The following is a 23,034-nucleotide window of genomic DNA, read 5'->3' as shown; positions in this document are numbered from 1 at the left end:
GCCCCCGCCGTTACGGGCCGGCGCGCATGGCGCCCTCGCGTTGCGGTGCAGCGAGCCGGCTCCGCCTCGGCCCGCTATGCGCGATGCGCATGACGAGCCGAGGCGGAATATGGGTCAGGCCAGGGCCTTCAGCGCGCCACGGCCGGCATAGATCGCTTGCGTGCCGAGTTCCTCCTCGATGCGCAGGAGCTGGTTGTACTTCGCCGTCCGGTCGGAGCGGGCGAGCGAGCCGGTTTTGATCTGCCCGCAGTTCGTTGCGACGGCGAGGTCGGCGATGGTCGAATCCTCGGTCTCGCCCGAGCGATGCGACATCACGGCGGTGTAGCCGGCGCGCTGCGCCATCTCGACGGCGGCCAGCGTCTCGGTCAGCGAGCCGATCTGGTTGACCTTGACCAGGATGGAGTTGGCCGTCTTGGACTTGATGCCCTGCGAGAGGCGCGTGACGTTGGTGACGAAGAGGTCGTCGCCGACGAGTTGGCACTTGGCGCCGACGAGGTCGGTCAGGGCCTTCCAGCCCTCCCAGTCATCCTCGGCCATGCCGTCCTCGATCGAGACGATCGGGTAGTTGCCGACGAGCTTGGCGAGATACTTGGCCTGCGCCTTGGGATCGCGCGTCTTGCGCTCGCCTTCATAGACATAGGAGCCGTCCTTGAAGAACTCGGTCGCGGCGCAGTCGAGCGCCAGAGCGACGTCCTCGCCCGGGCGGTAGCCGGCGGCCTCGATCGCCTGCATGACGAAGTCGAGCGCGGCTTCCGCGGACTTGATGTTCGGCGCGAAGCCGCCCTCGTCGCCGACATTGGTGTTGTGGCCGGCGTCGTGCAGCTTCTTCTTCAGCGTGTGGAAGATCTCGGAGCCCATGCGCAGCCCCTCGGCGAAGGAGGTGGCGCCGACCGGCATGACCATGAATTCCTGGAAATCGATCGGGTTGTCGGCATGCGCGCCGCCATTGACGATGTTCATCATCGGCACCGGCAGGACGCGGGCCGAGGTGCCGCCGACATAGCGGTAGAGCGGCAGGCCGGCGGCCTCCGCGGCGGCCTTGGCGACGGCGAGCGAGACGCCGAGGATGGCGTTGGCGCCGAGCTTGGACTTGTTGGGCGTGCCGTCGAGCTCGATCATCGTCTGGTCGATGGCGGTCTGGTCCTCGGCGTCCATGGCGACGATGGCCTCGGCGATATCGACATTGACCGCATTCACGGCCTTCAGCACGCCCTTGCCGAGATAGCGGCTCTTGTCGCCGTCTCGCAGCTCGACAGCTTCATGCGCGCCGGTCGAGGCGCCGGAGGGAACGGCGGCACGGCCCATCGAGCCGTCCTCGAGCACGACATCGACCTCCACAGTCGGGTTGCCGCGGGAATCGAGGATCTGGCGTCCGATGATGTCGATGATCGCGGTCATGTCAGGCTCCGGGGAGGCGAGTTGGCTCGAAGCGCTTCTAGCTTCCTGGCCGTGGCGGGGAAAGTCTCAATCCGCATTCCGGAGCCAGGCAAGGCACGGTTGGCCCTTCGCTTGCGGCTTTTCCGGCGGGTTTGCGCCCATAGCCCCACCGGGAAACGATCATGTTGCAGAATATGTCTATGCGCCCTCGGCCCTCTCTTGCCGCTGTCCTGTTCTGGGTCATCCTGACCGTCGCGTGGTGGGTGGGCCTCAACCTGTTCGCGGGGCGCGCCGTCTGGCTCTGGTGATCAGTCTTCGCCTTCGCGCAGGCCGAGATAGCCACCGAGCATGAAGCCGGCCTGCAACGCGAAGATGTAACCGATCCAGACGAGCACCCGGAACAGGTCGAGCTCGCCGCGGATCAGCCAGGTCGGGAAGGCAACAAGGGTTACGACGGCGCTCGCGGCGATGATGGCCGGATAGCCGCGGGACAGGCCAATGAGAAGGCCTGCCAGGAACAGGATGCCCGCAATGATCATAGAGCGTTCTTGTGCGCCAGATTATGATTGAAGTCGGGCTAGAAGATGCGGCGTCTCCGGCAAGGAAGCGTGTGAAAGATCGCTCAATATTGACGCGAATTGTGGCGGTATTCGACCTGGCGTTCACGGGATACTTCGGACGTCCCGCCGGCAAATCCGGGGCATGACGGCGAAGCCGGCATGCTCTAGAAGCCGCGCAAACAGGAGTATCTCCCCATGGCCATCGATGCCTCCACCCTGCAGCTCGGCCAGAGCAGCGCCTTGCCTGCCTCGCCTGAGGAAGCCCGGCTCGACCGCGTGCCCAATCCCCATGCCGGCACATCCTATCTCGCCCGCTTCACCTGCCCGGAATTCACCTCGATCTGCCCTGTGACCGGACAGCCCGATTTCGGCATCCTGGTGATCGATTACCTGCCGGGGCAATGGCTGGTGGAGTCGAAGTCCCTGAAGCTCTATCTCGGCTCCTTCCGCAATCACGGCGCCTTCCACGAGGATTGCACCGTCGGCATCGGCAAGAAGCTGGTCGAGCTGCTGGAGCCGGAATGGTTCCGCATCGGCGGCTACTGGTATCCGCGCGGCGGCATTCCGATCGACGTCTTCTGGCAGACGGGCGAGGCGCCAAAGGGGCTCTGGCTGCCCGATCAGGGCGTGGCGCCCTATCGCGGCCGATAAGGGCCGGCGCTCAGGTCCGCGAGCCGAGCGGCGGCAGCAGCCACGGCGACAGCAGGCCGAGCACTCCGATGCAGAGACCGATCACCACGATCGCGGCCTGTGTCCCGAGCACATGCAGCAATCCGCCAGCGGCGAGCGGCCCGGTGGCATGGCCCATGAAGAAGAAGCCGGCGAACAGCGCCATGGCCGAGCCACGCGCCGTCGGCGCGAGCTCGGTCGCCTGCGCCTGGAACGTGCCGTGCAGCAGGAAGAAGCCGAAACCGGTCAGCAGGAACAGGCCGAACGCCGTCCACCAAGGCCCCGGCACGGAGAAGGCCATATAGCCGAGCCCCATGGCGACGCCGCCATAGCGCATCATCTGGCGCGGGCCGACACGCTGCACGAGGATGCGCGTCAACATGCCGTAGAACAGCCCGCCCAGGCCGAGCGCGCCGATCACCAGCCCCGCCTCCGAGGCGCCGACGCCGGAGCGCTCGTGCAGGATGGCGGCGACGAAGGGCGGCAGGCCGAAGACCAGCGCTCCCTCCACCAGCACGATCAGGTAGAGCAGGATGCTGCGCGGGTTGCTGAAGACGGCCCTGTAGCTCTCGATGGCGCCGGACAGGCTGAGCGGCGGGCGGTTCGCGGCCGGGCGCGGCTTCAGCGCCAGCCGCACTGTCAGCGCGCCGCCGGCAGCGATCGCCGCCGCGATGACAAGCACGGCGCGCCAGCCGATATGGTCCGACACGATGCCGGAGAAGGTCGCTCCCGTCATTTGCCCGATGATCATGATGACGAGGAAGCGCCCGAGCATGATCTGCCGTTCGGCCATCGGCGCACGGTCACCTATGGCGGCCATGGCCGCCGGGATGACGCCGCCGGCCATCACCCCTGCCGCGGCGCGCAGGACGAGCAGCATCCAGAACTCGGGCGCGAAGGCGGCGAGCGCCGACATCACGCTGAGACCGGCGAGGCAGAACGTTATGCTGCGAAGCTTGCCGATGGAATCGGCGATCGGGCCGAGGAAGGGCTGGCCGAGCGCGTAGCAGCCGGAGAAGGCCGTCACCAGGAATGCGATCTGATGGACGCTCTGGCCGAACTCGGCCGCGAGCGTCGGCACCAGCGGGTCGACGAGCCGCATGGTGAAGGTCGAGGCGAAGCCGCAGAGCCCGAGGACCGGGATCAGCAGGTGGAGATTGTCGCCGCCGGCCGGGCCCGGCTGGGATGCGGGCTCGGAAACCGGTTCAGACATGGGCTGCGGCGGCCATCCGGTTCTTGGCGAGGCGGTCGAAGGCCTGCAGCTCGGCGATAAGGTCCTTGAACTGCGACAGCGGCACCATGTTGGGCCCGTCGGAGGGGGCCCGGTCCGGGTCGGGATGCGTCTCGATGAAGACGCCGGCAACGCCCACCGCGACGGCCGCCCGCGCCAGCACCGGCACGAATTCGCGCTGGCCGCCGCTGGAAGAGCCCTTGCCGCCCGGCTGCTGCACGGAATGGGTCGCGTCGAAGATCACCGGCGCGCCGATCTCGGCCATGATCGGCAGGGAGCGCATGTCCGTGACCAGCGTGTTGTAGCCGAAGGAGGCGCCGCGCTCGGTCAGCATCACGTTGTCGTTGCCGCTCTCGGTCACCTTGGCGGCGACGTTGACCATGTCCCAGGGCGCCAGGAACTGGCCCTTCTTGACGTTGACGACCCGGCCGGTCTCGGCTGCCGCCACGAGCAGATCCGTCTGGCGGCAGAGGAAGGCGGGGATCTGCAGAACATCGACGACCTTTGCGACCGGCGCACATTGGCCCGCATCATGCACGTCGGTCAGGACCGGCAGGCCGGTGCGCTCGCGGATCTCCGCGAAGACGGGCAGGGCTGCCGCGAGCCCCATGCCGCGCTGGCCCTTCACGCTGGTCCGGTTGGCCTTGTCGAAGGAGGTCTTGAAGACGAGCCCGATGTCGAGCGCAGCCGCAATCTCCTTGAGCGCCATCGCGCATTCGAGCGCATGGTCGCGGCTTTCCATCTGGCAGGGGCCGGCGATCAGGGAAAGCGGCAGCGCATTCCCGAAGCGAACCGGCCGGGCGAGATCCGCGCCGATGGTGACGACGGCCTTGGGATTCATGGCGGTTTCCTTGTCCAGATGCCGCGGCTTATGTCTGCGCAGCTACGGACGGGTCAAGTCGCGGCGGCCGGAGGGCGGCCATGCCGCAAAAGCACGGGCTCGCGCAAGCCTCGGCAGCCATTGCCATAAAATCGCTCGCCCTGCGGCGAAGAGTTTGGTGCGCAGGCGTCGAACGGGCTGGCGGAGCGGGATCGAGGTCTGTAAATTCAGGAGCGAAGCACTATCTCGGGTGGGAATGCAGGATCGGGTGGATCGGTTTTTTGTGGTGACGGCGCAGGCGGACGAGATGCAGGCAGACGAGGGTACAGCAATGCGGGCCGTTTCCGTGTCGCTCCTTGGGGCGGGCACGGCCGAGTTCGTCATGGCCGATCGTCCGCGGCGCGCCGGCCCTCCCGCGGACGGTGGCCGCGAGGGCTCTGGCACGGCGGTGTTGACCCGCACCCGGACCCGCAAGCCGAACCTCTATCGCGTCCTGCTGCTGAACGACGACTACACGCCGATGGAGTTCGTCGTTCACGTTCTGGAGCGGTTCTTCAACAAGGACCGCGCCGAAGCCACCCGCATCATGATGCATGTGCATCAGAACGGCGTCGGCGAATGCGGCGTCTTCACCTACGAGGTCGCCGAGACCAAGGTCACGCTCGTCATGGATCTGGCACGCAAGCACATGCACCCGCTGCAATGCGTGATGGAGAAGAAGTAGCCTTGGGCCAAACAGCACACTCCCGAAACAGATAGGAGCGCTCCCTTGCCGAGTTTCTCGCGCAGTCTCGAACAGGCGCTTCACCGGGCTCTGGCCCTCGCCAATGAGCGCCGTCACGAATACGCCACCCTCGAACACCTGCTGCTCGCCCTGGTCGACGATCAGGACGCGGCGGCGGTGATGCGCGCCTGCAGCGTCGATCTCGACCTACTGCGGCGCAACCTCGTCGATTATATCGACTCCGAGCTGACCAACCTCGTCACCGACGGGCGCGACGATTCGAAGCCCACCGCCGGCTTCCAGCGGGTGATCCAGCGCGCGGTCATCCACGTCCAGTCGTCCGGTCGCGAGGAAGTGACCGGGGCCAACGTGCTCGTCGCGATGTTCGCCGAGCGCGAGAGCCACGCCGCCTATTTCCTGCAGGAGCAGGACATGACCCGCTACGACGCGGTCAACTACATCAGCCACGGCATCGCGAAGCGCCCCGGCTCGGCCGAGAGTCGCCCTGTCCGCGGCTCCGAAGAGGAGGGCGAGCCCCAGCGCGAGCAGCGCTCCGAACAGGGCAGCGATCCGGACAAGGACAAGAAGAAGAAGGAAAGCGCGCTCGAGGCTTACTGCGTCAACCTCAACCGCAAGGCGAGGGATGGGCGTATCGATCCGCTGATCGGCCGCGAGGCCGAGGTGCAGCGCACGATCCAGATCCTCTGCCGCCGTCAGAAGAACAACCCCCTTCTGGTGGGCGATCCCGGCGTCGGCAAGACGGCGATCGCGGAGGGCCTCGCCCTCAAGATCATCCGCGGCGAGGTGCCGGAGGTGCTGCACGACGCCACCGTCTTCTCCCTCGACATGGGCACGCTTCTCGCCGGCACCCGCTATCGCGGCGACTTCGAAGAGCGCCTCAAGCAGGTGATGAAGGAGATCGAGCAGCACCCCAAGGCGATCATGTTCATCGACGAGATCCATACGGTGATCGGCGCCGGCGCGACCTCGGGCGGCGCGATGGATGCCTCGAACCTGCTCAAGCCGGCGCTCGCCTCGGGCACGCTGCGCTGCATCGGCTCGACCACCTACAAGGAATACCGCCAGTATTTCGAGAAGGATCGGGCGCTGGTGCGCCGCTTCCAGAAGATCGACGTCAACGAGCCGTCGGTTCCGGACACGATCGAGATCCTCAAGGGCCTCAAGCCCTATTTCGAGGAGTTCCACAAGCTGCGCTACACCAACGATGCCATCAAGGCGGCGGTGGAACTCTCGGCGCGCTACATCCATGACCGCAAGCTGCCGGACAAGGCGATCGACGTCATCGACGAGACCGGCGCCTCGCAGATGCTGGTGGCCGAGAACAAGCGCAAGAAGACCATCGGCGTGAAGGAGATCGAGGCCGCGATCGCGACCATGGCGCGCATCCCGGCCAAGACCGTCTCCAAGGACGACGCCGAGGTGCTGCGCAACCTCGAGAACACCCTGAAGCGCACTGTCTACGGGCAGGAGAAGGCGATCGAGGCGCTGTCCTCCTCGATCAAGCTCGCCCGGGCCGGCCTGCGCGACGGCGAGAAGCCGATCGGCTGTTATCTCTTCGCTGGCCCGACTGGCGTCGGCAAGACTGAGGTCGCGCGCCAGCTTGCCTCTTCGCTCGGCGTCGAGCTGATCCGCTTCGACATGTCGGAATACATGGAGCGCCACACCGTCTCGCGGCTGATCGGCGCCCCTCCGGGCTATGTCGGCTTCGACCAGGGCGGGCTGCTGACCGACCAGATCGACCAGCATCCCCACAGCGTGCTGCTGCTCGACGAGATCGAGAAGGCTCATCCCGACCTGTTCAACATCCTCCTGCAGGTGATGGACCACGGCAAGCTGACCGACAACAACGGCAAGCAGGTCGATTTCAGGAACGTCATCCTGATCATGACCACCAACGCGGGAGCTGCCGACATGGCGCGCAACGCTTATGGCTTCACGCGCCAGAAGCGCGAAGGCGACGATGCCGAGGCGATCAACAAGCTCTTCGCGCCGGAGTTCCGCAACCGTCTCGATTCGGTGATCTCCTTCGGCCATCTGCCGAAGACGGTGGTGGCGCGCGTCGTCGACAAGTTCGTGCTCCAGCTCGAGGCGCAGCTCGCCGACCGCAACGTCACCATCGAGCTCTCGGAAGAGGCGCGCGAATGGCTGGTCGAGAACGGCTATGACGAGGCGATGGGCGCGCGGCCCATGGCGCGGCTGATCCAGCAGACGATCAAGACGCCGCTCGCCGACGAGGTGCTCTTCGGGCGCCTCAAGAACGGCGGCGCGGTCAAGGTCGTGGTGGTCCAGTCCGAGACGGGCATCAAGGTGCTCGGCCTCGAATTCCCGGACGGGCCGGTCAAGCCCAAGCCCGAGAAGGATGTCGCGGCAGCCACCGCCAAGCGTCAGCCGAAGACGCGCGCTAAGGCTGCTGCCGACGGCAAGCCGGCCAAGACCTCGCCGCGGCGCGGCCCCAAGGGGCGCTCCGCGGGTGGCGGGGGGCCGGACGACGGCCCGGCTGAGCCGCCGAAGGCCGCCGGCCGGGCTGTTCGCACCGTGCCGAAGGTTCCGCTGACAAAGGCCTGAGATCGTGCTGTTCAAACGGAAAACCGCCAGCCTCGCGGCCGAGACGGCAGAGACTGCGCCTCAGGCGCAGGCTCCCGTTCGGCCGCCGAAGGAAAAGCTGGGCTGGTTCGAAAGGCGCGACCGTCGGCGCCGGCGGCGCAAGATTTTCGAGGAAGTGCTGGGCTGGATTCTGGTTCCGGCCTTTATCTACCTGATCTATCTCGGCGTGCAGGCGGTCGGCGGCATCCCGAAGGAGCTGATCGATTTCGCCAACGAGCTGATCGCCTTGGCGATGAAGGGCGGCAAGGGCTGAGTCTCGCCGCCTCGGCGCGCCCGACCCTGGCCCTGCGGGCCGTGCAGGTCCGCTCATCCACCGCAGGTCTTGGCGAGCGTTGCGTCGCCGGGCCATAGGTCGGTGCGGTTCGCCTGTCGTCTCCGGACCGCCCAGCCGTTCCCGGGACTGCCCTTGTCGATGACCCCATGAGCGTATCCGCCGACTGGAGCTGGCCGCGTGTGGCGCTGGCGGGCGCACGCGATGCCCTGCGCCTGCCGGCCTGGATTGTGGGTTTGGGCCTGATCGGCATCGGTTCGCTCGCGCGCGACGTCGGCTACCCGGTCGATGTCGCGGTCCTTTCGACCATTCTGGTTTGGGCCGGTCCTTCGCAGGTTCTGTTCTTCGCTTCGATCGCCGCCGGTGCCGCCTGGAGCGCGATCGCCATTGCGGTCGGTTTCGCCTCGCTGCGCTTCCTGCCGATGACGATGGCGATCATGCCGCTGCTGCGCCGCCCGGGCCAGAGCGTCTGGCTGCAGATCTGGCTCGCCCATTACGTCGCCGTGACCGCCTGGACAGAGGGCTTGCGCCGCCTGCCGGGCATCCCGCCGCATCAGCGCGCGGTCTATTTTCTCGGCTTCGCCAACACCTGCATGGTGGTGAGTTCGATCGGCACCTTCAGCGGCTACTACCTGCTGGGCGCCCTGCCGACGCCCCTGGCCGCGGGACTGCTCTGCCTCACCCCGATCTTCTTTCTCGTCTCGCTCACCGCGGGCCTGCGCCACGTCGCTGACGTCGTGGCCGTTGGGCTGGGGCTTGCGCTGGCGCCGATCTGCGAACGCTTCATCGGCGGCGGCTTCGATCTCATCGTGTCCGGCCTGATGGCAGGCAGCATCGCCTTCCTGATCGGCCGCAGGCGCAAGGCCGCCACATGACCCAGCCCATCGCCATGCTCGACGGGCCGCTCTGGCCCTATCTCGCCCTGGTCCTCTTCGCGTTTCTGCCGACGGAGATCTGGCGCTGGCTTGCGGTCGGCTTCGCCCGCGGGCTCGATGCCGATTCGCCGCTGCTGGAATGGGTGAGGATGGTCGCGACGGCACTGCTCGCCGGCATCGTCGCCAAGCTGATCGTCTCGCCGCCCGGCGTGCTCGCCGCAGCCCCGTTGCTGGTCAGAGTCGCGGCAATTGCAGCGGCTGCCACCGTCATGGCGCTCACCCGTCGGCGGATGATGCTTGCCGTCGTCACGGGGGAGGTGGTGCTGGTCGGCGGCGTCTGGCTGTTCGGCGGTTAGAGCGCTTTCAACGCCTCGCGAATTTTCTCGGCATTGTTCGCTAGCACCTCGGTCTTCTCCATCGCGCCGGTATGAGGCCGCAGCGCCACGCCCTCGAAGCGCGGCATGACATGGACGTGCATGTGGAACACGACCTGTCCGCCGGCCGCCTCGTTGAACTGCTGGACGGTGACGCCTTCGGCTGCGAAGGCGGCCTTCACCGCGCGCGCGAGCTTCTGCGTGGTCAGCGCTACGGCCTTGAGCGCATCTGCCGGCGCGTCGAGCAGGTTGCGGCAGGGCGTCTTGGGAACCACCAGCACATGCCCGTCGGCGCGCGGCATGATGTCCATGATCGCGACCGTCTCGGCATCCTCGTAGACGGTGTGGGAGGGCAGTTCGCCCCGCAGGATCTTGGCGAAGACGTTGGACGGGTCATAGGCGGTCATGGCGGTTCCGGCTCTGGCTTGGAACGGGAGGTGCAAACTGTGGCGGGCTCGCCAAGGCGTCAAGGCTGCCGTCCGCCCGGCGGTCAGCTTCGGGCGCCGAGCGGCAGTACGGCCTCGACATGGGCGTCGAGAACGAGGTCGTCGCTGGCGCCCATGAGCTGGAGCTGGCTTGCCGTGAAGCGCAGGAGCGGCCGGTTCCACCAGCGCGAGACGATCTCCGCCAGCGCAGCGGTCTCGGCGGCATCGAGATCGTCTTTCAGATTGTAGAGGCCCACCAGCCAGAGATCGCCGGGCGCTCGCCCGAAAGCGGCCTGCACGGCCTGCAGCCTGTTCGAACCGTCGCGCTTCTCGGGGTAGGCTGCGAGATAGAGCCGGCCGCGATTGACGTTGCCGGAGAGCAGCCCGCGCAGCTCGACGGCGAACGGCTCGATCCTGCCGAGCGCCTCGCGCGCCTCCGGTGCGATGGCAGGCGGCTCGCCGAGGCCGAGCGAACCGCAGACGGTCGCATGCAGCCGGTCGCTGCGCCGGGGCAGGATCTCCCAGGCGATCTTGGTCGCGAAGGGCGCAGCCTTGAGCTCCTCCTCCAGCGCGACGAAGGCCGGCGAAGCTCGCAAAGCCTCGTCCTCGACCGGCAGCACCAGCGAGAACACCCGCGCATGCCGCCCCATCTCGTAGAAGCCATCCTCCCGTCGCGCGATCAGGCGCGGGTGCTCGGGAGCGACCAGCGGCAGATGCGCCAACCGGTAACTGTCGTCGAGCAGGAGCGGCGTGGAGAAATCGGTCAGGCTGCGGCGATAGCCCAGTTCCGAATCCGCGCAGAAGACGGGCAGGGTGAATGCGGCTGTGTCATTCATCGGAGGCATTCTCTTTTCGGAACGGCCCTTCGGCCTCGAGCGCCGCCTGCGCATGCGCGATCTGCTCGCGCTCCTGCGCGATATAGGCCGCGACGGGCCTGCGCAGGCCCGGATCGGCGATATGGTGCAGCGAGCGGGTGATCACTGGCCTGTATCCGCGCGCGATCTTGTGCTCGCCCTGCGCGCCGGCCTCGACCCGGGCGAGACCGTGCGCGATCGCGTAGTCGATGGCCTGGTGGTAGCAGAGCTCGAAATGCAGGAAGGGGTGATCCTCGATGCAGCCCCAGTTCCGACCATAGAGCGTGTTGGCGCCGCGGAAATTGATCGCGCCCGCGATATAGCGGCCGGCGCGCTTCGCCATCATCAGCACGATGCGCTCGCCCATCGCTTCGCCGACCCGCGAGAAAAAGGCGCGGTTGAGATAGGGGCGGCCCCATTTGCGCGAGCCCGTATCCTCATAAAACGAGTGAAAATCGTTCCAGACCGCCTCGGTCAGGTCCCGGCCCGACAGCGCCTCGATGGTGATCCCGGCCGAGACCGCCTCGCGCCGCTCGCGCTTCAGCGCCTTGCGCTTGCGCGATGCCAGCGTGCCGAGGAAGTCGTCATAGGAGCCGAAGCCCTCGTTGCGCCAATGGAACTGCAGGTCGTTGCGTTCCAGGTATCCGGCTTCCTTCAGCGCCGCCACGTCCGGCTCCTGCGCGAAGGTGACGTGGACAGAGGAGGATTGCGTTTGCCCGCGCAGCGCCTCCAGCCCGCCGATCAGGGTCCGGCGGGCCTCCTCCGCGCGGGGGCCGTCGGCGACCAGCAGGCGTGGGCCCGTCGCGGGCGTGAAGGGCGCGCAGACCTGTATCTTGGGATAGTAGCGCCCGCCGGCGCGCTCATAGGCATCGGCCCAGCCATGGTCGAAGACATATTCGCCCTGGCTGTGGCTCTTGAGGAAGCTCGGAGCGGCCGCGAGCAATGTGCCAGCCTCGTCCTCGACGACCAGATAGGCCGGCGACCAGCCGCTGCGCCCGCCGATGCAGCGGCTTTCCTCCAGCGCCGTCAGGAATTCGTGGGAAACGAACGGGTTATCCCGGTCGATTCCATGATCGGTCGAAGCGGCGCAGGACGTCGAGACGGCCTCCGCGAGCGCATGGGGATTGGCGCAGGCGTTCCATGAGCCTGCGGGGACGGCCTTGAGCGAGGACGCGACGCGAAGGGTAAGGTCGCCGCTTCCCCCTTCGCTCAAGGACGGAAGCCCTCGAAGACCATCTGGTCGGCGAATGTCTCCGCCTTCTCCCGCTCTTCCGGCGTGCGCACCGTCCAGCTCATCAGAGGCAGCCCGACCGCGTTGCGGCAGAGATAGGGCGCGGCGCTGTCGAGATCCGCGACCTTCCAGGAAATGAAGTCCGGCCGGCTTTCGGTGAAGTGCAGCAGATTGGCCAGCGCATGCTTCCGTTCCGGCGAAAGTCGCTCGTAATCGCCGTAATCATAAGCGTTCATCGCGACGATGCCGCGAGGAATTTCCGGCGCGATCTCGCGCAGGGCCGTCACGATCTCGGGATCGAAAGACTTGATCACGATCGGATGGCTCTTGTAGCCGGCGAGCACCTCGACGGTGCGCCTGGTGAGGGCGAGATCGCCGTCGAAGCGGCTCTTGATCTCGATGACGAGCGGTACGCGCCCGCCGATCAGGTCGAGGAAGGCCGGTAGCGTCGGGATTCCATCGCTGCTTCCCTTCAAGCTGATCTCGGCGAGTTCTGCGGCCTTGCGTTCGATGACGCGGCCCTTCTCGCCGGTCAGCCGGTCGAGCACGAAATCGTGGAACACGACCGCCTGTCCGTCGGCGCTGAGCTGCACGTCGCACTCGATACCGAAGTTTCCAGCAATAGCGGCCTCAGCCGCCGAGGCGCTGTTCTCGATCACGCCTGCCGTGAGGTCGTGCAGGCCGCGGTGGGCGATCGGACGGGCGACGAGCCAGCCGAGGTCAGGCCTGGCCGCCATCAGGCGATCTCGAACATGGCTTCGACCTCGACCGCCGCATCCGCGGGCAGCTCTGCGACGCCGACCGTCGAGCGGGCATGGCGCCCCTTGTCGCCGAGGACCTCGACCATCAGGTCGGAGGCGCCGTTCATGATGGCCGGCAGCGCCGAGAAATGCGGAGCGGCATTGATGAAGCCGCCGAGGCGAACGCAGCGCACGATGCGCCCGAGATCGCCGCCGAGAGCCGCCTTGGCCTGCGCCAGCACGTTGATGGCGCAGAGTCGTGCGGCTTCCAGCCCCGCCTCGTTGAAGATTTCGGCGCCGAGCTTGCCCTTGTGGGAATCGGAAAGCTTGCCGTCCAGGCCGAAGCAGATCTGCCCCGAGATGACCAGCAGATTGCCGGTGATGACATAGGGCACATAGTTGGCGACCGGCGCGGCCGGGCTCGGCAGGGTGATTCCGAGTTCCTTGAGCTTGGCTTCGACGGCGTTCATGGCGTGGCTCCGCGCGTGGGAGGGGGCTTATGGTTCGACCTTTCATGGCCGAACCCCGGACGCGCCGCAAGCAGGGCGGCAAGGACGCGCCCATGCCGCGCGGGCAGGGCCGATGTCACCGGCCGATGTCATGCACAATCCTGGCCTGTCGCCATGTTTGCGCCATCGCTGCAATGCACCTAGATTTCGCGTGACATCCAAAAGGCAGTGCGGCGCATGAGCGGATACGGATCGAAGCTCCCGAAGAGAATGGGCCTGCTCGGCATCGCGGCGCTGTTGCTGGCGCCGGGACTGGCCCAGGGCGCAGGCGCGCAGGAGGCGACCGGCCGCGTCGTTCTCGCCCCGCATCGAGCCGTCTATGATCTCGTCCTCGACGGCGGCAAGCCGTCCGGCAACATCGAGAGCGCGCGCGGTCGCATCGCTTTCGAGTTCACGGGCGACGCCTGCGAGGGCTATGCCCTGTCCTTCCGGCAGGTCACGCAGCTCGGCACCGAGGCGGGTCCACGCGTCATCGACGCCCGCACCACCAGCTTCGAGGCCGGCGACGGCGCAAGCTACCGCTTCAAGACCGAGAGTTCCGCCGGCGGCGCCAGCCCGGACACGGTCGACGGTACGGCCGAGAAGAGCGGCGGCGGCTATGAAGTGAAGTTGCGCCAGCCCAAGCCCGAGACCCATCGTGAGGCGATCGACGCGCTCTTCCCGAATGCGCAGATGAAAGCGGTGATCCAGGCCGCCCGCGCCGGCAAGAGCACGCTGAACGTGCGCCTCTATGATGGCGCCAGCAGCGGCAAGGAGGTGTACGACACGCTCTCGGTTATCGGGAAGCGCATCGAGAGCGCGCCCTCCGAGAAACCGCTGCAGCGCCCGGAATTCGAGAAGGCCGCCCGCTGGCCCGTGACGATCTCCTATTTCAAGGTCGGCTCGGGCGAATCGACGCCGTCCTACACCATCTCCTTCGAGCTTTACGAGAACGGCATTACCGGCGCGATCCGGCTCGACTACGGCAATTTCGCGCTGCGCGGCACGCTCACCCGTCTGGATCTCCTTCCTCAGGAATCTTGCGCGAAATAGCGGGGCCGGAAGCCCGGCGCGGCGGCAGGCGCAGGCTCAGGCCCTTGCCGATGGCGTCATCGCCGAAGCGCGCGCGGAGCTTGTCGAGCGCGCCTTCCATCGCCTTCAGCTTCGGCGTCTCGGTGTCGGCGAGATCGCCATGGTCGGCCTCGCCCGGCGGGCTGAAATCGCTCATACCGATGCCGATCAGCCGGTAGCGCGGCCCGTTGCTCTCCCGCTTGAGCAGATCACGCCCGGCGGTGAAGAGGCGCGCGGCGAGCTGCGTCGGCTCCGGCAGGCGCGTCGCGCGGGTGATGCTGTGAAAATCGGCCGTCTTGAGCTTCAGCGTCACGGTCCGGCCGGCGAGCTCGGCCGCCTTCAATCGCTTCGATGTCTTTTCGCAAAGCCGCCAGAGGATTGGCTCCAGTTCTTCGAAGGCCGAAAGATCGATATCGAGCGTCGTTTCGCTGGAGACGCTCTTGGTTTCCCGTTCCGGAGTGACCTTGCGCGAGTCGATGCCGTTGGCGAGGTTCTTGAGTCGCGGCCCGTCCTTGCCGGCGAGGCGGAAGAGCTTCTCGACCGGCGCCTCGCGCAGATCGCCGATCAGCCTGAAACCAGCCTCCGCCAGCTTGCCGACGCTGGCCGGCCCCATGCCGGGAATGAGCCCGACCGGCTTGTCTGAGAGGAAGTCGACGGCCTCGGCCTTGCCGATGATCGAGAAGCCCCGCGGCTTGTCGAGGTCGGAGGCGACTTTCGCCAGGAACTTGGCATAGGACAAGCCCACCGAGACCGTGATGCCGAGCTCGCTTTCGACGCGCTTTGCGAAGCGCGCCAGCGTCAGCGCGGGGCTCGCATGGTGCAGCAGCTCCGTCCCGGAGAGGTCGAGGAAGGCCTCGTCGATCGAGAGGGGCTCGACCAGCGGCGTCAGCTCCCGCATCATCTGCCGGACCTCGCGGCCGACCTTGGCGTATTTCGCCATCTCCGGCTTGACGACGATGGCCTCGGGGCAGGCCTTCAGCGCCTTGAACATCGGCATGGCCGAGCGCACGCCATAGGTGCGGGCGATATAGCAGCAGGTCGAGACGACGCCGCGCTTGCCGCCGCCGACGATCACCGGCTTGTCCTGCAGGCTCGGGTCGTCACGCTTCTCGATCGTGGCGTAGAAGGCGTCGCAGTCGATATGGGCGAGGCTCAGGGTGTTGAGCTCGGCATGGCGTATCAGGCGCGGAGAGCCGCAGGCCGGGCAGCGCCTGAGCGATCCTGCCGCTTCGTGATCCGTCAGGCAGTCGCGGCACAGGCCGCGTAACGCCATGCTCAGCGATGTCACGGGAAGTCGTCCGGCTCCGGTCCGGCGAGAAGCCGGCGCGCCTCGCCGATGATTTCGGGATTTAGCCTTAAATTTTCGGCAAATTCGAGCAGAAGCGAATCGCTTCCCGCGATATGGTCGAGCACGGCGCCGAGAAACCCGGGTTCGCTCGCAGCAGAACGCAGATTTTCAGGCCCCAGCCCGGTGGTGCTGAGGAAAGGCTCGATTCGCTCGGGTTCCGCGGCCAGGAAGCCCAGCGCGCGGAGCGCCAGCGTTTCGGCCTCTTCGAGGGTCAGTCGTAGCGCCATGGGCCCTTGTTCCGCGTATCCGGTTTGCGTTTCGTCAACAGCTTGCGTGCTACTTAAATTATCGAACGACGTCGCCATTTTGGGAAGGCCGCTGGCTACCCGGCGGACGCTCCCGGCGCAAATGTAAGGGCGGCTTGATGAAGACGGTTCTGATCGTCGAGGACAACGAGCTCAACATGAAGCTCTTCAACGATCTTCTCGAGGCGCATGGCTATGCGACCCTGAAGACCTCGGACGGCATCGAGGCCATCGAACTGGCGCGGACCCATCATCCGGCGCTGATCCTGATGGATATCCAGCTCCCCGAGGTCTCCGGCCTCGAGGTCACGAAATGGATCAAGGAGGATGAGGACCTGAAGGCGATCCCGGTCGTCGCGGTCACCGCCTTCGCGATGAAGGGCGACGAGGAGCGGATTCGGGAGGGCGGCTGCGAAGCCTATCTTTCCAAGCCCATCTCGGTCGCGAAATTCCTGGAGACGGTTCGCGCCTACGCCGGCGCCGCCTGAACTGCCTGAAGGCCTGCCATGTCCGCCCGAATCCTCGTCGTCGACGACATCGCCGCGAATGTGAAGCTTCTCGAAGCGAAGCTTGCAGCCGAGTATTTCGACGTTGTGACGGCGCAGAACGGGCCTGAGGCGATCGCGATCTGCGAGCGTGGAGACGCCGACATCGTCCTGCTCGACGTGATGATGCCGGGCATGAACGGATTCGACGTCTGCCGCCGGCTCAAGAGCACGCCGGCCACCGCCCACATCCCCGTCGTCATGGTCACGGCGCTCGATCAGCCGCGGGACCGCCTGCAGGGGCTCGATGCTGGCGCCGACGACTTCCTGACCAAGCCGCTCGACGATGTCGCGCTCTTCGCCCGCGTGCGCAGCCTCGCGCGGTTGAAGACGGTGACGGACGAGCTGCGCAGCCGCGCCGTCGCTTCGACGCGGCTCGGCATCGCCGATCCGCTCGCCGCCGCCGCCGCCGAGGATGGGCTCAACGGGCGCCTCTTGCTGGTCGAGGATCGGCCGACGGTCATCGAAAGGCTTCAGAGCGCCCTGTCCGCCTTCCATCAGGTCGATGTCGAGGGCGACGCCCAGCACGCTCTGCTCCGGGCCGGGGAGGGCAGCTTCGACAGCGTCATCATCAGCCTGGACCTGGAGGGCCAGGACGGGCTTCGCCTGTGCAGCCAGCTCCGCTCGCTGCAGGCCACCCGCAACGTGCCCGTGCTGCTGATGGGCGAGACGGAGGATCGCGCCCGAATCCTGCGAGGGCTCGAGATCGGCGCGCATGACTTCCTGATGCGCCCGGTCGACCGCAACGAGCTTCTCGCCCGCGTCCGGACCCAGGTGCGCCGTAAGCGATTCACCGAGCGGCTCCGCGACAGCGTCCAGTCCTCGATGGAAATGGCGGTGATGGACCAGCTCACGGGGCTGCATAACCGGCGTTTCATGGACAACCGGCTCGCCGCAATGTTCGACGAGTCCGCCCTGCGCGCTCGCTCGCTCTCGGTCCTGATGCTCGATGTCGATCACTTCAAGGCTGTCAACGACAGCTGGGGCCACGATGCGGGCGACGAAGTGCTGCGCGAATTCGCCGACCGCGTGCGCGCCTGCACCCGCGGCATCGATCTCGTCGCGCGTGTAGGCGGGGAGGAAATCGTGGTGCTGCTGCCCGACACGGGCCGCGATGCCGCCTATCACGTTGCCGAGCGCATTCGTGAGAAGGTGGAGAGCCAGCCTTTCGCGATCCAGAACCGCACCCGCGACATCAAGGTTACGGTCTCGGTCGGCGTCGCGCATCGCCGCGCCGGCGATCTCTCCTCGGCAGATATGATGAAGCGCGCCGACGATGCGCTTTACCGGGCCAAGGCCGGCGGCCGAAATCGCGTCATCGTCGCGAGCGCCGCGTAGGCGAGAGCCGACCATTTCGAAATAGGAGCTCGACAGTTCGGTTTTCGCGGCAGGGCCCCGAAAACGACCTGCATGGTCCCGGCAGCATGCTACTCAACCCGCCCGTTTAACCTTTCCAGGTAGGGTTAACGATCGATGAACATTGGGGAATCGGTCGGATTTGATTGATTTGGATACGTTGCATTGTAAGTGTTTTGCAACGCAGCGATCCATTGGATCGCGCCCCGAAGCCCCTCGGGTGCTCAGGTCCGCCGCATCTCCTGGGAAACCGAAGGGCAGGCCGGTCGGTAACGGATTTTCTGGCCTCATCAGAACCGTTGCCGGCCGGCCACCCCTTACTGCCCGAGATAGCCTGCGACCGCCGTCGGCAGCCAGTATCCGGCCGCCGCGAAGCCGAAGAGCAGAATCAGCAGGCCTGCCGCGGCGCCGAGCCGCGTCGTCACGAAGCGCGAGGAATCGACCTCGACCAGAAGCTTCAACAGCCAACGCATCTTGCGGCTCGGACCTCGATGGGAGGGAAGGGCGACATTTCGCCCGCGCTTTCACGATGGAGTCAATGATCTTTCATGGCAGGTGGTTCCGGAGGCGGCCACTGGTTGCGGCTCCCCAGAACGAAAAAGCCGCCCGGTGGGGCGGCTCTTCGAAATCAGGCCATGTCGCAGGCGCTCAGGCGCCGTCGAAGGCAGATCACTTGATCTTGGTTTCCTTGAACTCGACGTGCTTGCGCGCGACGGGGTCGTACTTCTTCTTCGACATCTTCTCGGTCATCGTGCGCGAGTTCTTCTTCGTCACGTAGAAGAAGCCAGTGTCGGCGGTCGAAAGCAGTTTGATCTTGATCGTCACGGCCTTGGCCATGGGTCTATCCTCGAACCATGCGGGCCGTTGGCCCTCGGAAAAGAAAATGGCCGGGCGCGGCCCGGCGAAACCAGTGGCGCGGGAATGCCGCAAAGGGCCGGCGAAGTCAAGGAGCAATGACGATCCCGTGACGGGAGCGTCAGAGTTCCTCGCGTACGAAGTGGCCGCGCCGCTCCCAATAGAACGGCACTGGCAGATAAGGAGCGAAGCCGGCGGCGATCCGTGCCTCGACCTCCTGGATGATCACCTTGGTGATGGTCGGCAGGTCGAGCTCCCTCGCTTCGTCGAAATCGACCCAGACCAGATCGATCAGCTCCGAATCGGGGCCGGTCACACCCTCGACCTTGCCGCCGAGCGCCGAGGCGTCGATGGTGAAGAAGCGGGTGTCGAAACGCTTCGGCCGGCGCGGCGGCGTGATGGCGCGGGCGACGAAGCTGACGGCCGAGAGATCGGGGAACACGCCCTGCGCCGCGAAATCCCGCCAGGTGCCCTCCGGCGGGTTCTCCGGCTGGCCGAACTCGGCCGAGCCGAAGAGCAGCCCCGTCTCCTCGAAGGTCTCGCGGATCGCGGCGAGCGCGAGCGCGCGGGCCTTGCCGGCGCTCGGCCTGATCATGCGCTTGCCGAGCCTGTCCTCGCAGATCTGCGGCAGGGCGCCGGTCGCGGCCATGTGACGGTCGCCGGCGTCGATGCGCCCGCCGGGAAAGACGTATTTGCCCGGCATGAACTTGTGGCTGGGATGGCGCTTGCCCATGAGCACTTTGGGCCGGGCGCCGCTGCGATCCAGGATCAGCATGGTCGCGGCGTCCTTCGGCCGCAGATTGACCGTCGTGCGGGTCCGTTCGGCCTGGGTCAGGGTCACGGTATGGTCGGTCATGGTCGCGGTCCCGGTGAGGGCAGGGGCTGGCGTTCCGGCCGGTCGGGCTCGCCGCCGAAGCCGTGCATGCGCATCGCCCATTGCAGGCCGACAACGCCGCCCTTGGCGGGTTGCATCAGGAGAACGGACAAGATCAGCGTCAGCGCCGGCCACACCGCCATGTTCAGCCCCATCGACCAGTCACCGTATTTCTCGACGAGCAGGATGCCGCCGACGACGATATGGCCGACGATGGTGATGACGATATAGGGCGGCAGGTCGTCGGCGCGCTGGTGATGCAGCTCCTCGCCGCAGACCTCGCAGGTTTCGACCGGCTTCAGGAACGCGCGGAACAGCCGGCCACGACCACAGTGAGGACAACGGCCCCGGATGCCATGCGCGACGGCCTGGCGCCAGTCGCGCCCCTCGGCATGGCTCGCGGCGCTGTGGATCTGGAGGCCCATCAGCGCCTCTTGCCAGGGCCTGCGCGCCCGGTCTTGCCCTTGCGGTCGAAGGCGGCCGGCCGGCTCGCGCCGAACGGGGCGCCGCCGCGGCGCTTGGAAGAGCGGCTTGTCGTGGCCACCTGCCGTCCGGCGGAGAGCAACTCGAAGCGCAGTGCGCCCGCGACGGGCGCCGCCTCGACGAGCTTCACATGGACCTTGTCGCCGAGCCGCCAGCTTTCGCCTGTGCGCTCGCCGATCAGGGCGTGGGCCGCCTCGTCATAGCGATAATAATCACCGCCCAGCGTCGAGGCGGGGATGAAGCCATCCGCGCCCGTGCCGTCCAGCTTCACGAAGAGGCCGGCGCGGTGAACCCCGCCGATGCGCCCGTCGAAGCTCGATCCGATCTGGTCGGCGAGGAAATGTGCGATCAGCCGGTCGGTCGTCTCGCGCTCGGCCGCCATGGCGCGCCGCTCCGCCGCCGAAATCCGGGTCGCGACCTCGCGCAAGGCTTCCAGCGTCGTGTTCTTCGGCAGGCCATCCTCGCCGAATTTCTGCGTGGCGATCAGCGCACGATGGACGACGAGATCGGCATAACGGCGGATCGGCGAGGTGAAATGCGCATAGCGGCGCAGATTGAGGCCGAAATGCCCGTAGTTCTCTGCGACATATTCGGCCTGCGCCTGCGTGCGCAGCACCACTTCGTTGATCAGGGTCTCGTTCTCGGAACCTTTGATCATCGCCAGGATCCGGTTGAACAGCACCGGCCTCAGCACGCCGTCCTTCGGCAGCTTGATCCCGATCGAAGCCAGAACCTCGCCGAGCGCGCGCATCTTCTCCAGAGAGGGTTCGTCATGGCAGCGATAGATCAGCAGGCTGCCGGCCTTCTCCAGTGTCTCCGCCGCCGCGACGTTGGCGAGGATCATGAATTCCTCGATCAGCCGGTGCGCCGCCAGCCGCTCCGGCACCGTCACCCGCTCGACAGCGCCGTCCGGCTTCAGGATCAGCTTGCGCTCCGGCAGGTCGAGTTCCAGCGGCTGGCGCTGGTCGCGGGCGCGCGCTGCTACCCCATAGGCCGCCCAGAGCGGCATCAGGATGCTTTCGCGGATCGGCCCGGTCTTCTCGTCCGGACTGCCGTCGATGGCCGATTGCGCCTGCTGGTAGGAGAGCTTGGCGGCCGAGCGCATCAGCACGCGATGGAAGGAATGACCCTTCTTCGAGCCGTCCGCCTTGAGCACGAGCCTGACCGCCAGCGCTGGCCGATCTTCGTTCTCGCGAAGGGAGCACAGGTCGTTCGAGATGCGCTCCGGCAGCATCGGCACGACGCGGTCCGGGAAATAGACCGAGTTTCCGCGCTCCAGCGCCTCGCGGTCGAGCGCGGAGCCCGTCTGCACGTAACCTGCGACATCGGCGATGGCGACGGTGACGACGAAACCGCCCGGATTGTCGGGATTCTCATCCGGCGCGGCATGGACCGCATCGTCATGGTCCTTGGCGTCGGCGGGATCGATGGTGATGAGCGGCAGCTCCCGCCAGTCCTCGCGCCCCTTCACGCTCGCGAGCGGAGCTTCGGCGGCTTCCTTCAGTGCGGCGGGCGGAAACTCATGCGGAATCCCATGGGCGTGGATCGCGATCAGGCTGACGGCGCGCTCGGACTTGATCGAGCCGAGCCGCTCGCGCACCTGTGCCTCCGGCGGCCCGAACCGGCTCTCGCGGCGCAGCGAGACGGACACAAGGTCTCCGTCCTGCGCCTCGCCGGTGCTGCCCTTCGGGATCAGCGCCTCGCGCCCCTGCGCCTTCTTGTCGATCGGCACCAGCCGGCCCGAGCCGTCGGGGAGGGCGCGGAAGATGCCGAGCACGGCCGCCTTCCCCTTGCCCATCACCTTGAGCACGCGCCCGGAATAGGCGAAGCCCTCGACGCCCCGGAGCCGCGTCAGCTTCAGGAGCACCTGGTCGCCGACACCGGGAGCAGGCGCGGCCGCGGTCTTCCGCGAGCGCAAGGCGCGCTGCCGTTCGATCAGGATCTGCGGAGCGGCCCCCTGCTCGTCGTCCCATTCCAGCGGCTGGGCGATCAGGTCGCCCTCGCGGTCGCGGCGCTTGATTTCGGAGAGTAGGACGGGCGGCAGGGCGTTTCGCGGGTGGACCGGCCGCACGGAGCCGTCGCTGCCGGTCTCGCCCTCTGCCTCAAGTTCCCGCAACAGGCGCTTCAGCCAGATTTTGCCGCCTTGGTCGAGCCCGAAGGCCTTGGCGATCTCGCGGCGGCCGACCTCGCGGCCGCCGGCGCGTTCTTCCTCGATGAAGTCGAGGATGGCTTGCCGGCTGGGCTCAGGAACGGACACGGCCGGCGCTCTTGGGGCAAAGGTCGGGACAACGGGACACGGCGTCTGTCTGCCATGCCTTGCGCGCCGGCGCCAGAGCATCGGACCGAAAAGTGGAATCCACTTTTCGGACGAATCCGATGCCCTGACAAAGAGATAGATCATCGTTATCGCGTCCGATAGGACGCGCGATGATCTAGCATTCGCGAGATCAAAAGAAGAAGGGCCGCCCTTTCGGGCAGCCCTTCCATTGTCGAACCGCGACCCGGCGAACCGAGCCAAAGGTGCGAAAACTCACGCGGAACGCGAACCCCAGCAAGAGGAAGTCCAGGTCCGCCCGCCTTGCACCAGCGGTTGATGACAATGAGACACTGGATCACCTCCTTTCAGTTGTTACCGACAAGGGAGAGGCTAAGGCGATTCTGCCGGGGGCGTAAACGCCAAAAAAATCGCTGTCCCAAAGCGCGAGAAGCCTTGTGGCGCCGGCAAAAAATGACGCAATCGCGGTCATGACTAAAAAATAGGCGGAAAATCTGATGAATTGGCGGGCAATTGCAGGCGTTTCGCTCGGATGATTGCGCTGGAAGCCGCGAGATTCGCAAAAAATGTCAGGGACGGCCTGCTGGCGACAGAGTTTTGCGTGGTTGATGCCGCTTCCGATCGCGTTGGCATGCGGTTTGCGAAAGTTGCCGCTGGGTCAGCAAAGGCCCGCCGGCGTCGAGGGGCGTCGCGCAACAAACATCCTTCGGGAGATGTC

General features: G+C 66.5%; 25 protein-coding genes. 9 read left to right on the top strand and 16 right to left on the bottom strand.

The window, feature by feature from the left end; translation table 11 throughout:
- Window positions 1–114 precede the first annotated feature (114 nt).
- Entirely contained in the window at window positions 115–1,398 is a 1,284-nt protein-coding gene (eno, locus tag BoBH3_RS12370) for a phosphopyruvate hydratase (RefSeq protein ID WP_262331083.1), read from the bottom strand.
- A 287-nt stretch (window positions 1,399–1,685) separates the two neighbouring features.
- Complete coding sequence (locus BoBH3_RS12365) at window positions 1,686–1,916, bottom strand: hypothetical protein (protein WP_262331082.1); 231 nt, start codon at window positions 1,914–1,916, stop codon at window positions 1,686–1,688.
- Window positions 1,917–2,132: 216 nt separating this feature from the next.
- Here BoBH3_RS12365 and queF point away from each other — a divergent pair, with 216 nt between their 5' ends.
- A complete protein-coding gene (gene queF / locus BoBH3_RS12360) occupies window positions 2,133–2,588 on the top strand; it encodes a preQ(1) synthase (RefSeq protein ID WP_262331081.1) in 456 nt (151 codons plus the stop codon).
- 10 nt (window positions 2,589–2,598) lie between these two features.
- Here the strand turns inward: queF and BoBH3_RS12355 are convergent, their stop codons facing one another.
- Window positions 2,599–3,819 (bottom strand): MFS transporter, encoded by a 1,221-nt coding sequence (locus BoBH3_RS12355; RefSeq protein WP_262331080.1) that lies wholly within the window; start codon window positions 3,817–3,819, stop codon window positions 2,599–2,601.
- Window positions 3,812–4,678, bottom strand: coding sequence for a 3-deoxy-8-phosphooctulonate synthase (kdsA, locus tag BoBH3_RS12350; protein WP_262331079.1), 867 nt, complete (start codon window positions 4,676–4,678; stop codon window positions 3,812–3,814). Before kdsA ends, BoBH3_RS12355 begins: the two co-directional genes overlap by 8 nt.
- A gap of 361 nt (window positions 4,679–5,039) precedes the next feature.
- On the opposite strand from kdsA, the gene clpS reads away from it, so the two are divergent.
- The 5 genes from clpS (at window position 5,040) to BoBH3_RS12325 (ending at window position 9,508) form a co-directional block, all read left to right on the top strand.
- Window positions 5,040–5,381: an ATP-dependent Clp protease adapter ClpS gene (gene clpS, locus BoBH3_RS12345; RefSeq protein ID WP_262331197.1), complete on the top strand. Its 342-nt coding sequence runs from the start codon at window positions 5,040–5,042 to the stop codon at window positions 5,379–5,381.
- 45 nt (window positions 5,382–5,426) lie between these two features.
- On the top strand, window positions 5,427–7,967 hold the full coding sequence (gene clpA / locus BoBH3_RS12340) for an ATP-dependent Clp protease ATP-binding subunit ClpA (RefSeq protein ID WP_262331078.1): 2,541 nt from the start codon (window positions 5,427–5,429) through the stop codon (window positions 7,965–7,967).
- Window positions 7,968–7,971: 4 nt separating this feature from the next.
- Window positions 7,972–8,259, top strand: coding sequence for a hypothetical protein (locus BoBH3_RS12335; RefSeq protein ID WP_262331077.1), 288 nt, complete (start codon window positions 7,972–7,974; stop codon window positions 8,257–8,259).
- Window positions 8,260–8,426: 167 nt separating this feature from the next.
- Window positions 8,427–9,152, top strand: a complete 726-nt coding sequence (locus BoBH3_RS12330) for an AzlC family ABC transporter permease (RefSeq protein WP_262331076.1) — start codon at window positions 8,427–8,429, stop codon at window positions 9,150–9,152.
- On the top strand, window positions 9,149–9,508 hold the full coding sequence (locus BoBH3_RS12325) for an AzlD domain-containing protein (RefSeq protein ID WP_262331075.1): 360 nt from the start codon (window positions 9,149–9,151) through the stop codon (window positions 9,506–9,508). Before BoBH3_RS12330 ends, BoBH3_RS12325 begins: the two co-directional genes overlap by 4 nt.
- Here BoBH3_RS12325 and BoBH3_RS12320 read toward each other — a convergent pair.
- The 5 genes from BoBH3_RS12320 to BoBH3_RS12300 form a co-directional block, all read right to left on the bottom strand.
- A complete protein-coding gene (locus BoBH3_RS12320) occupies window positions 9,505–9,933 on the bottom strand; it encodes an HIT family protein (protein ID WP_262331074.1) in 429 nt (142 codons plus the stop codon). The two genes, BoBH3_RS12325 and BoBH3_RS12320, sit on opposite strands and share 4 nt — an antisense overlap.
- 83 nt (window positions 9,934–10,016) lie before the next feature.
- Window positions 10,017–10,787, bottom strand: a complete 771-nt coding sequence (locus BoBH3_RS12315; RefSeq protein WP_262331073.1) for a 2'-5' RNA ligase family protein — start codon at window positions 10,785–10,787, stop codon at window positions 10,017–10,019.
- Entirely contained in the window at window positions 10,780–12,018 is a 1,239-nt protein-coding gene (locus BoBH3_RS12310) for a GNAT family N-acetyltransferase (protein WP_262331072.1), read from the bottom strand. Before BoBH3_RS12310 ends, BoBH3_RS12315 begins: the two co-directional genes overlap by 8 nt.
- Complete coding sequence (locus tag BoBH3_RS12305) at window positions 12,015–12,773, bottom strand: glycerophosphodiester phosphodiesterase family protein (RefSeq protein WP_262331071.1); 759 nt, start codon at window positions 12,771–12,773, stop codon at window positions 12,015–12,017. Before BoBH3_RS12305 ends, BoBH3_RS12310 begins: the two co-directional genes overlap by 4 nt.
- Window positions 12,773–13,246 (bottom strand): RidA family protein, encoded by a 474-nt coding sequence (locus BoBH3_RS12300; protein ID WP_262331070.1) that lies wholly within the window; start codon window positions 13,244–13,246, stop codon window positions 12,773–12,775. Before BoBH3_RS12300 ends, BoBH3_RS12305 begins: the two co-directional genes overlap by 1 nt.
- 216 nt (window positions 13,247–13,462) lie before the next feature.
- Between BoBH3_RS12300 and BoBH3_RS12295 the strand changes: the two genes are divergently transcribed.
- Window positions 13,463–14,317, top strand: coding sequence for a cell envelope integrity EipB family protein (locus BoBH3_RS12295; protein ID WP_262331069.1), 855 nt, complete (start codon window positions 13,463–13,465; stop codon window positions 14,315–14,317).
- Here BoBH3_RS12295 and BoBH3_RS12290 read toward each other — a convergent pair.
- Window positions 14,274–15,608, bottom strand: a complete 1,335-nt coding sequence (locus BoBH3_RS12290) for a DNA polymerase IV (protein ID WP_262331196.1) — start codon at window positions 15,606–15,608, stop codon at window positions 14,274–14,276. The two genes, BoBH3_RS12295 and BoBH3_RS12290, sit on opposite strands and share 44 nt — an antisense overlap.
- 11 nt (window positions 15,609–15,619) lie before the next feature.
- Window positions 15,620–15,910, bottom strand: a complete 291-nt coding sequence (locus BoBH3_RS12285; protein WP_262331068.1) for a DUF3572 domain-containing protein — start codon at window positions 15,908–15,910, stop codon at window positions 15,620–15,622.
- A gap of 134 nt (window positions 15,911–16,044) precedes the next feature.
- On the opposite strand from BoBH3_RS12285, the gene BoBH3_RS12280 reads away from it, so the two are divergent.
- Entirely contained in the window at window positions 16,045–16,416 is a 372-nt protein-coding gene (locus BoBH3_RS12280) for a response regulator (protein WP_262331067.1), read from the top strand.
- A gap of 18 nt (window positions 16,417–16,434) precedes the next feature.
- On the top strand, window positions 16,435–17,811 hold the full coding sequence (locus tag BoBH3_RS12275; RefSeq protein ID WP_262331066.1) for a PleD family two-component system response regulator: 1,377 nt from the start codon (window positions 16,435–16,437) through the stop codon (window positions 17,809–17,811).
- A gap of 335 nt (window positions 17,812–18,146) precedes the next feature.
- Here the strand turns inward: BoBH3_RS12275 and BoBH3_RS12270 are convergent, their stop codons facing one another.
- The 5 genes from BoBH3_RS12270 to rnr form a co-directional block, all read right to left on the bottom strand.
- A complete protein-coding gene (locus tag BoBH3_RS12270) occupies window positions 18,147–18,302 on the bottom strand; it encodes a hypothetical protein (RefSeq protein ID WP_262331065.1) in 156 nt (51 codons plus the stop codon).
- 196 nt (window positions 18,303–18,498) lie between these two features.
- Entirely contained in the window at window positions 18,499–18,666 is a 168-nt protein-coding gene (rpmG, locus tag BoBH3_RS12265) for a 50S ribosomal protein L33 (RefSeq protein ID WP_038367996.1), read from the bottom strand.
- Between the two features lie 139 nt (window positions 18,667–18,805).
- Window positions 18,806–19,540, bottom strand: coding sequence for an NUDIX hydrolase (locus BoBH3_RS12260; RefSeq protein ID WP_262331064.1), 735 nt, complete (start codon window positions 19,538–19,540; stop codon window positions 18,806–18,808).
- Window positions 19,537–19,983 (bottom strand): DUF983 domain-containing protein, encoded by a 447-nt coding sequence (locus BoBH3_RS12255; protein WP_262331063.1) that lies wholly within the window; start codon window positions 19,981–19,983, stop codon window positions 19,537–19,539. The genes BoBH3_RS12260 and BoBH3_RS12255 overlap by 4 nt, the downstream gene beginning before the upstream one ends.
- On the bottom strand, window positions 19,983–22,379 hold the full coding sequence (gene rnr, locus BoBH3_RS12250) for a ribonuclease R (RefSeq protein ID WP_262331195.1): 2,397 nt from the start codon (window positions 22,377–22,379) through the stop codon (window positions 19,983–19,985). The genes BoBH3_RS12255 and rnr overlap by 1 nt, the downstream gene beginning before the upstream one ends.
- Window positions 22,380–23,034 lie beyond the last annotated feature (655 nt).

Origin of the sequence: Allobosea sp. BH3 (assembly GCF_025499465.1) — a bacterium.
Taxonomy (GTDB): domain Bacteria; phylum Pseudomonadota; class Alphaproteobacteria; order Rhizobiales; family Beijerinckiaceae; genus Allobosea.
This window is presented reverse-complemented; position numbering and strand designations above follow the sequence as displayed.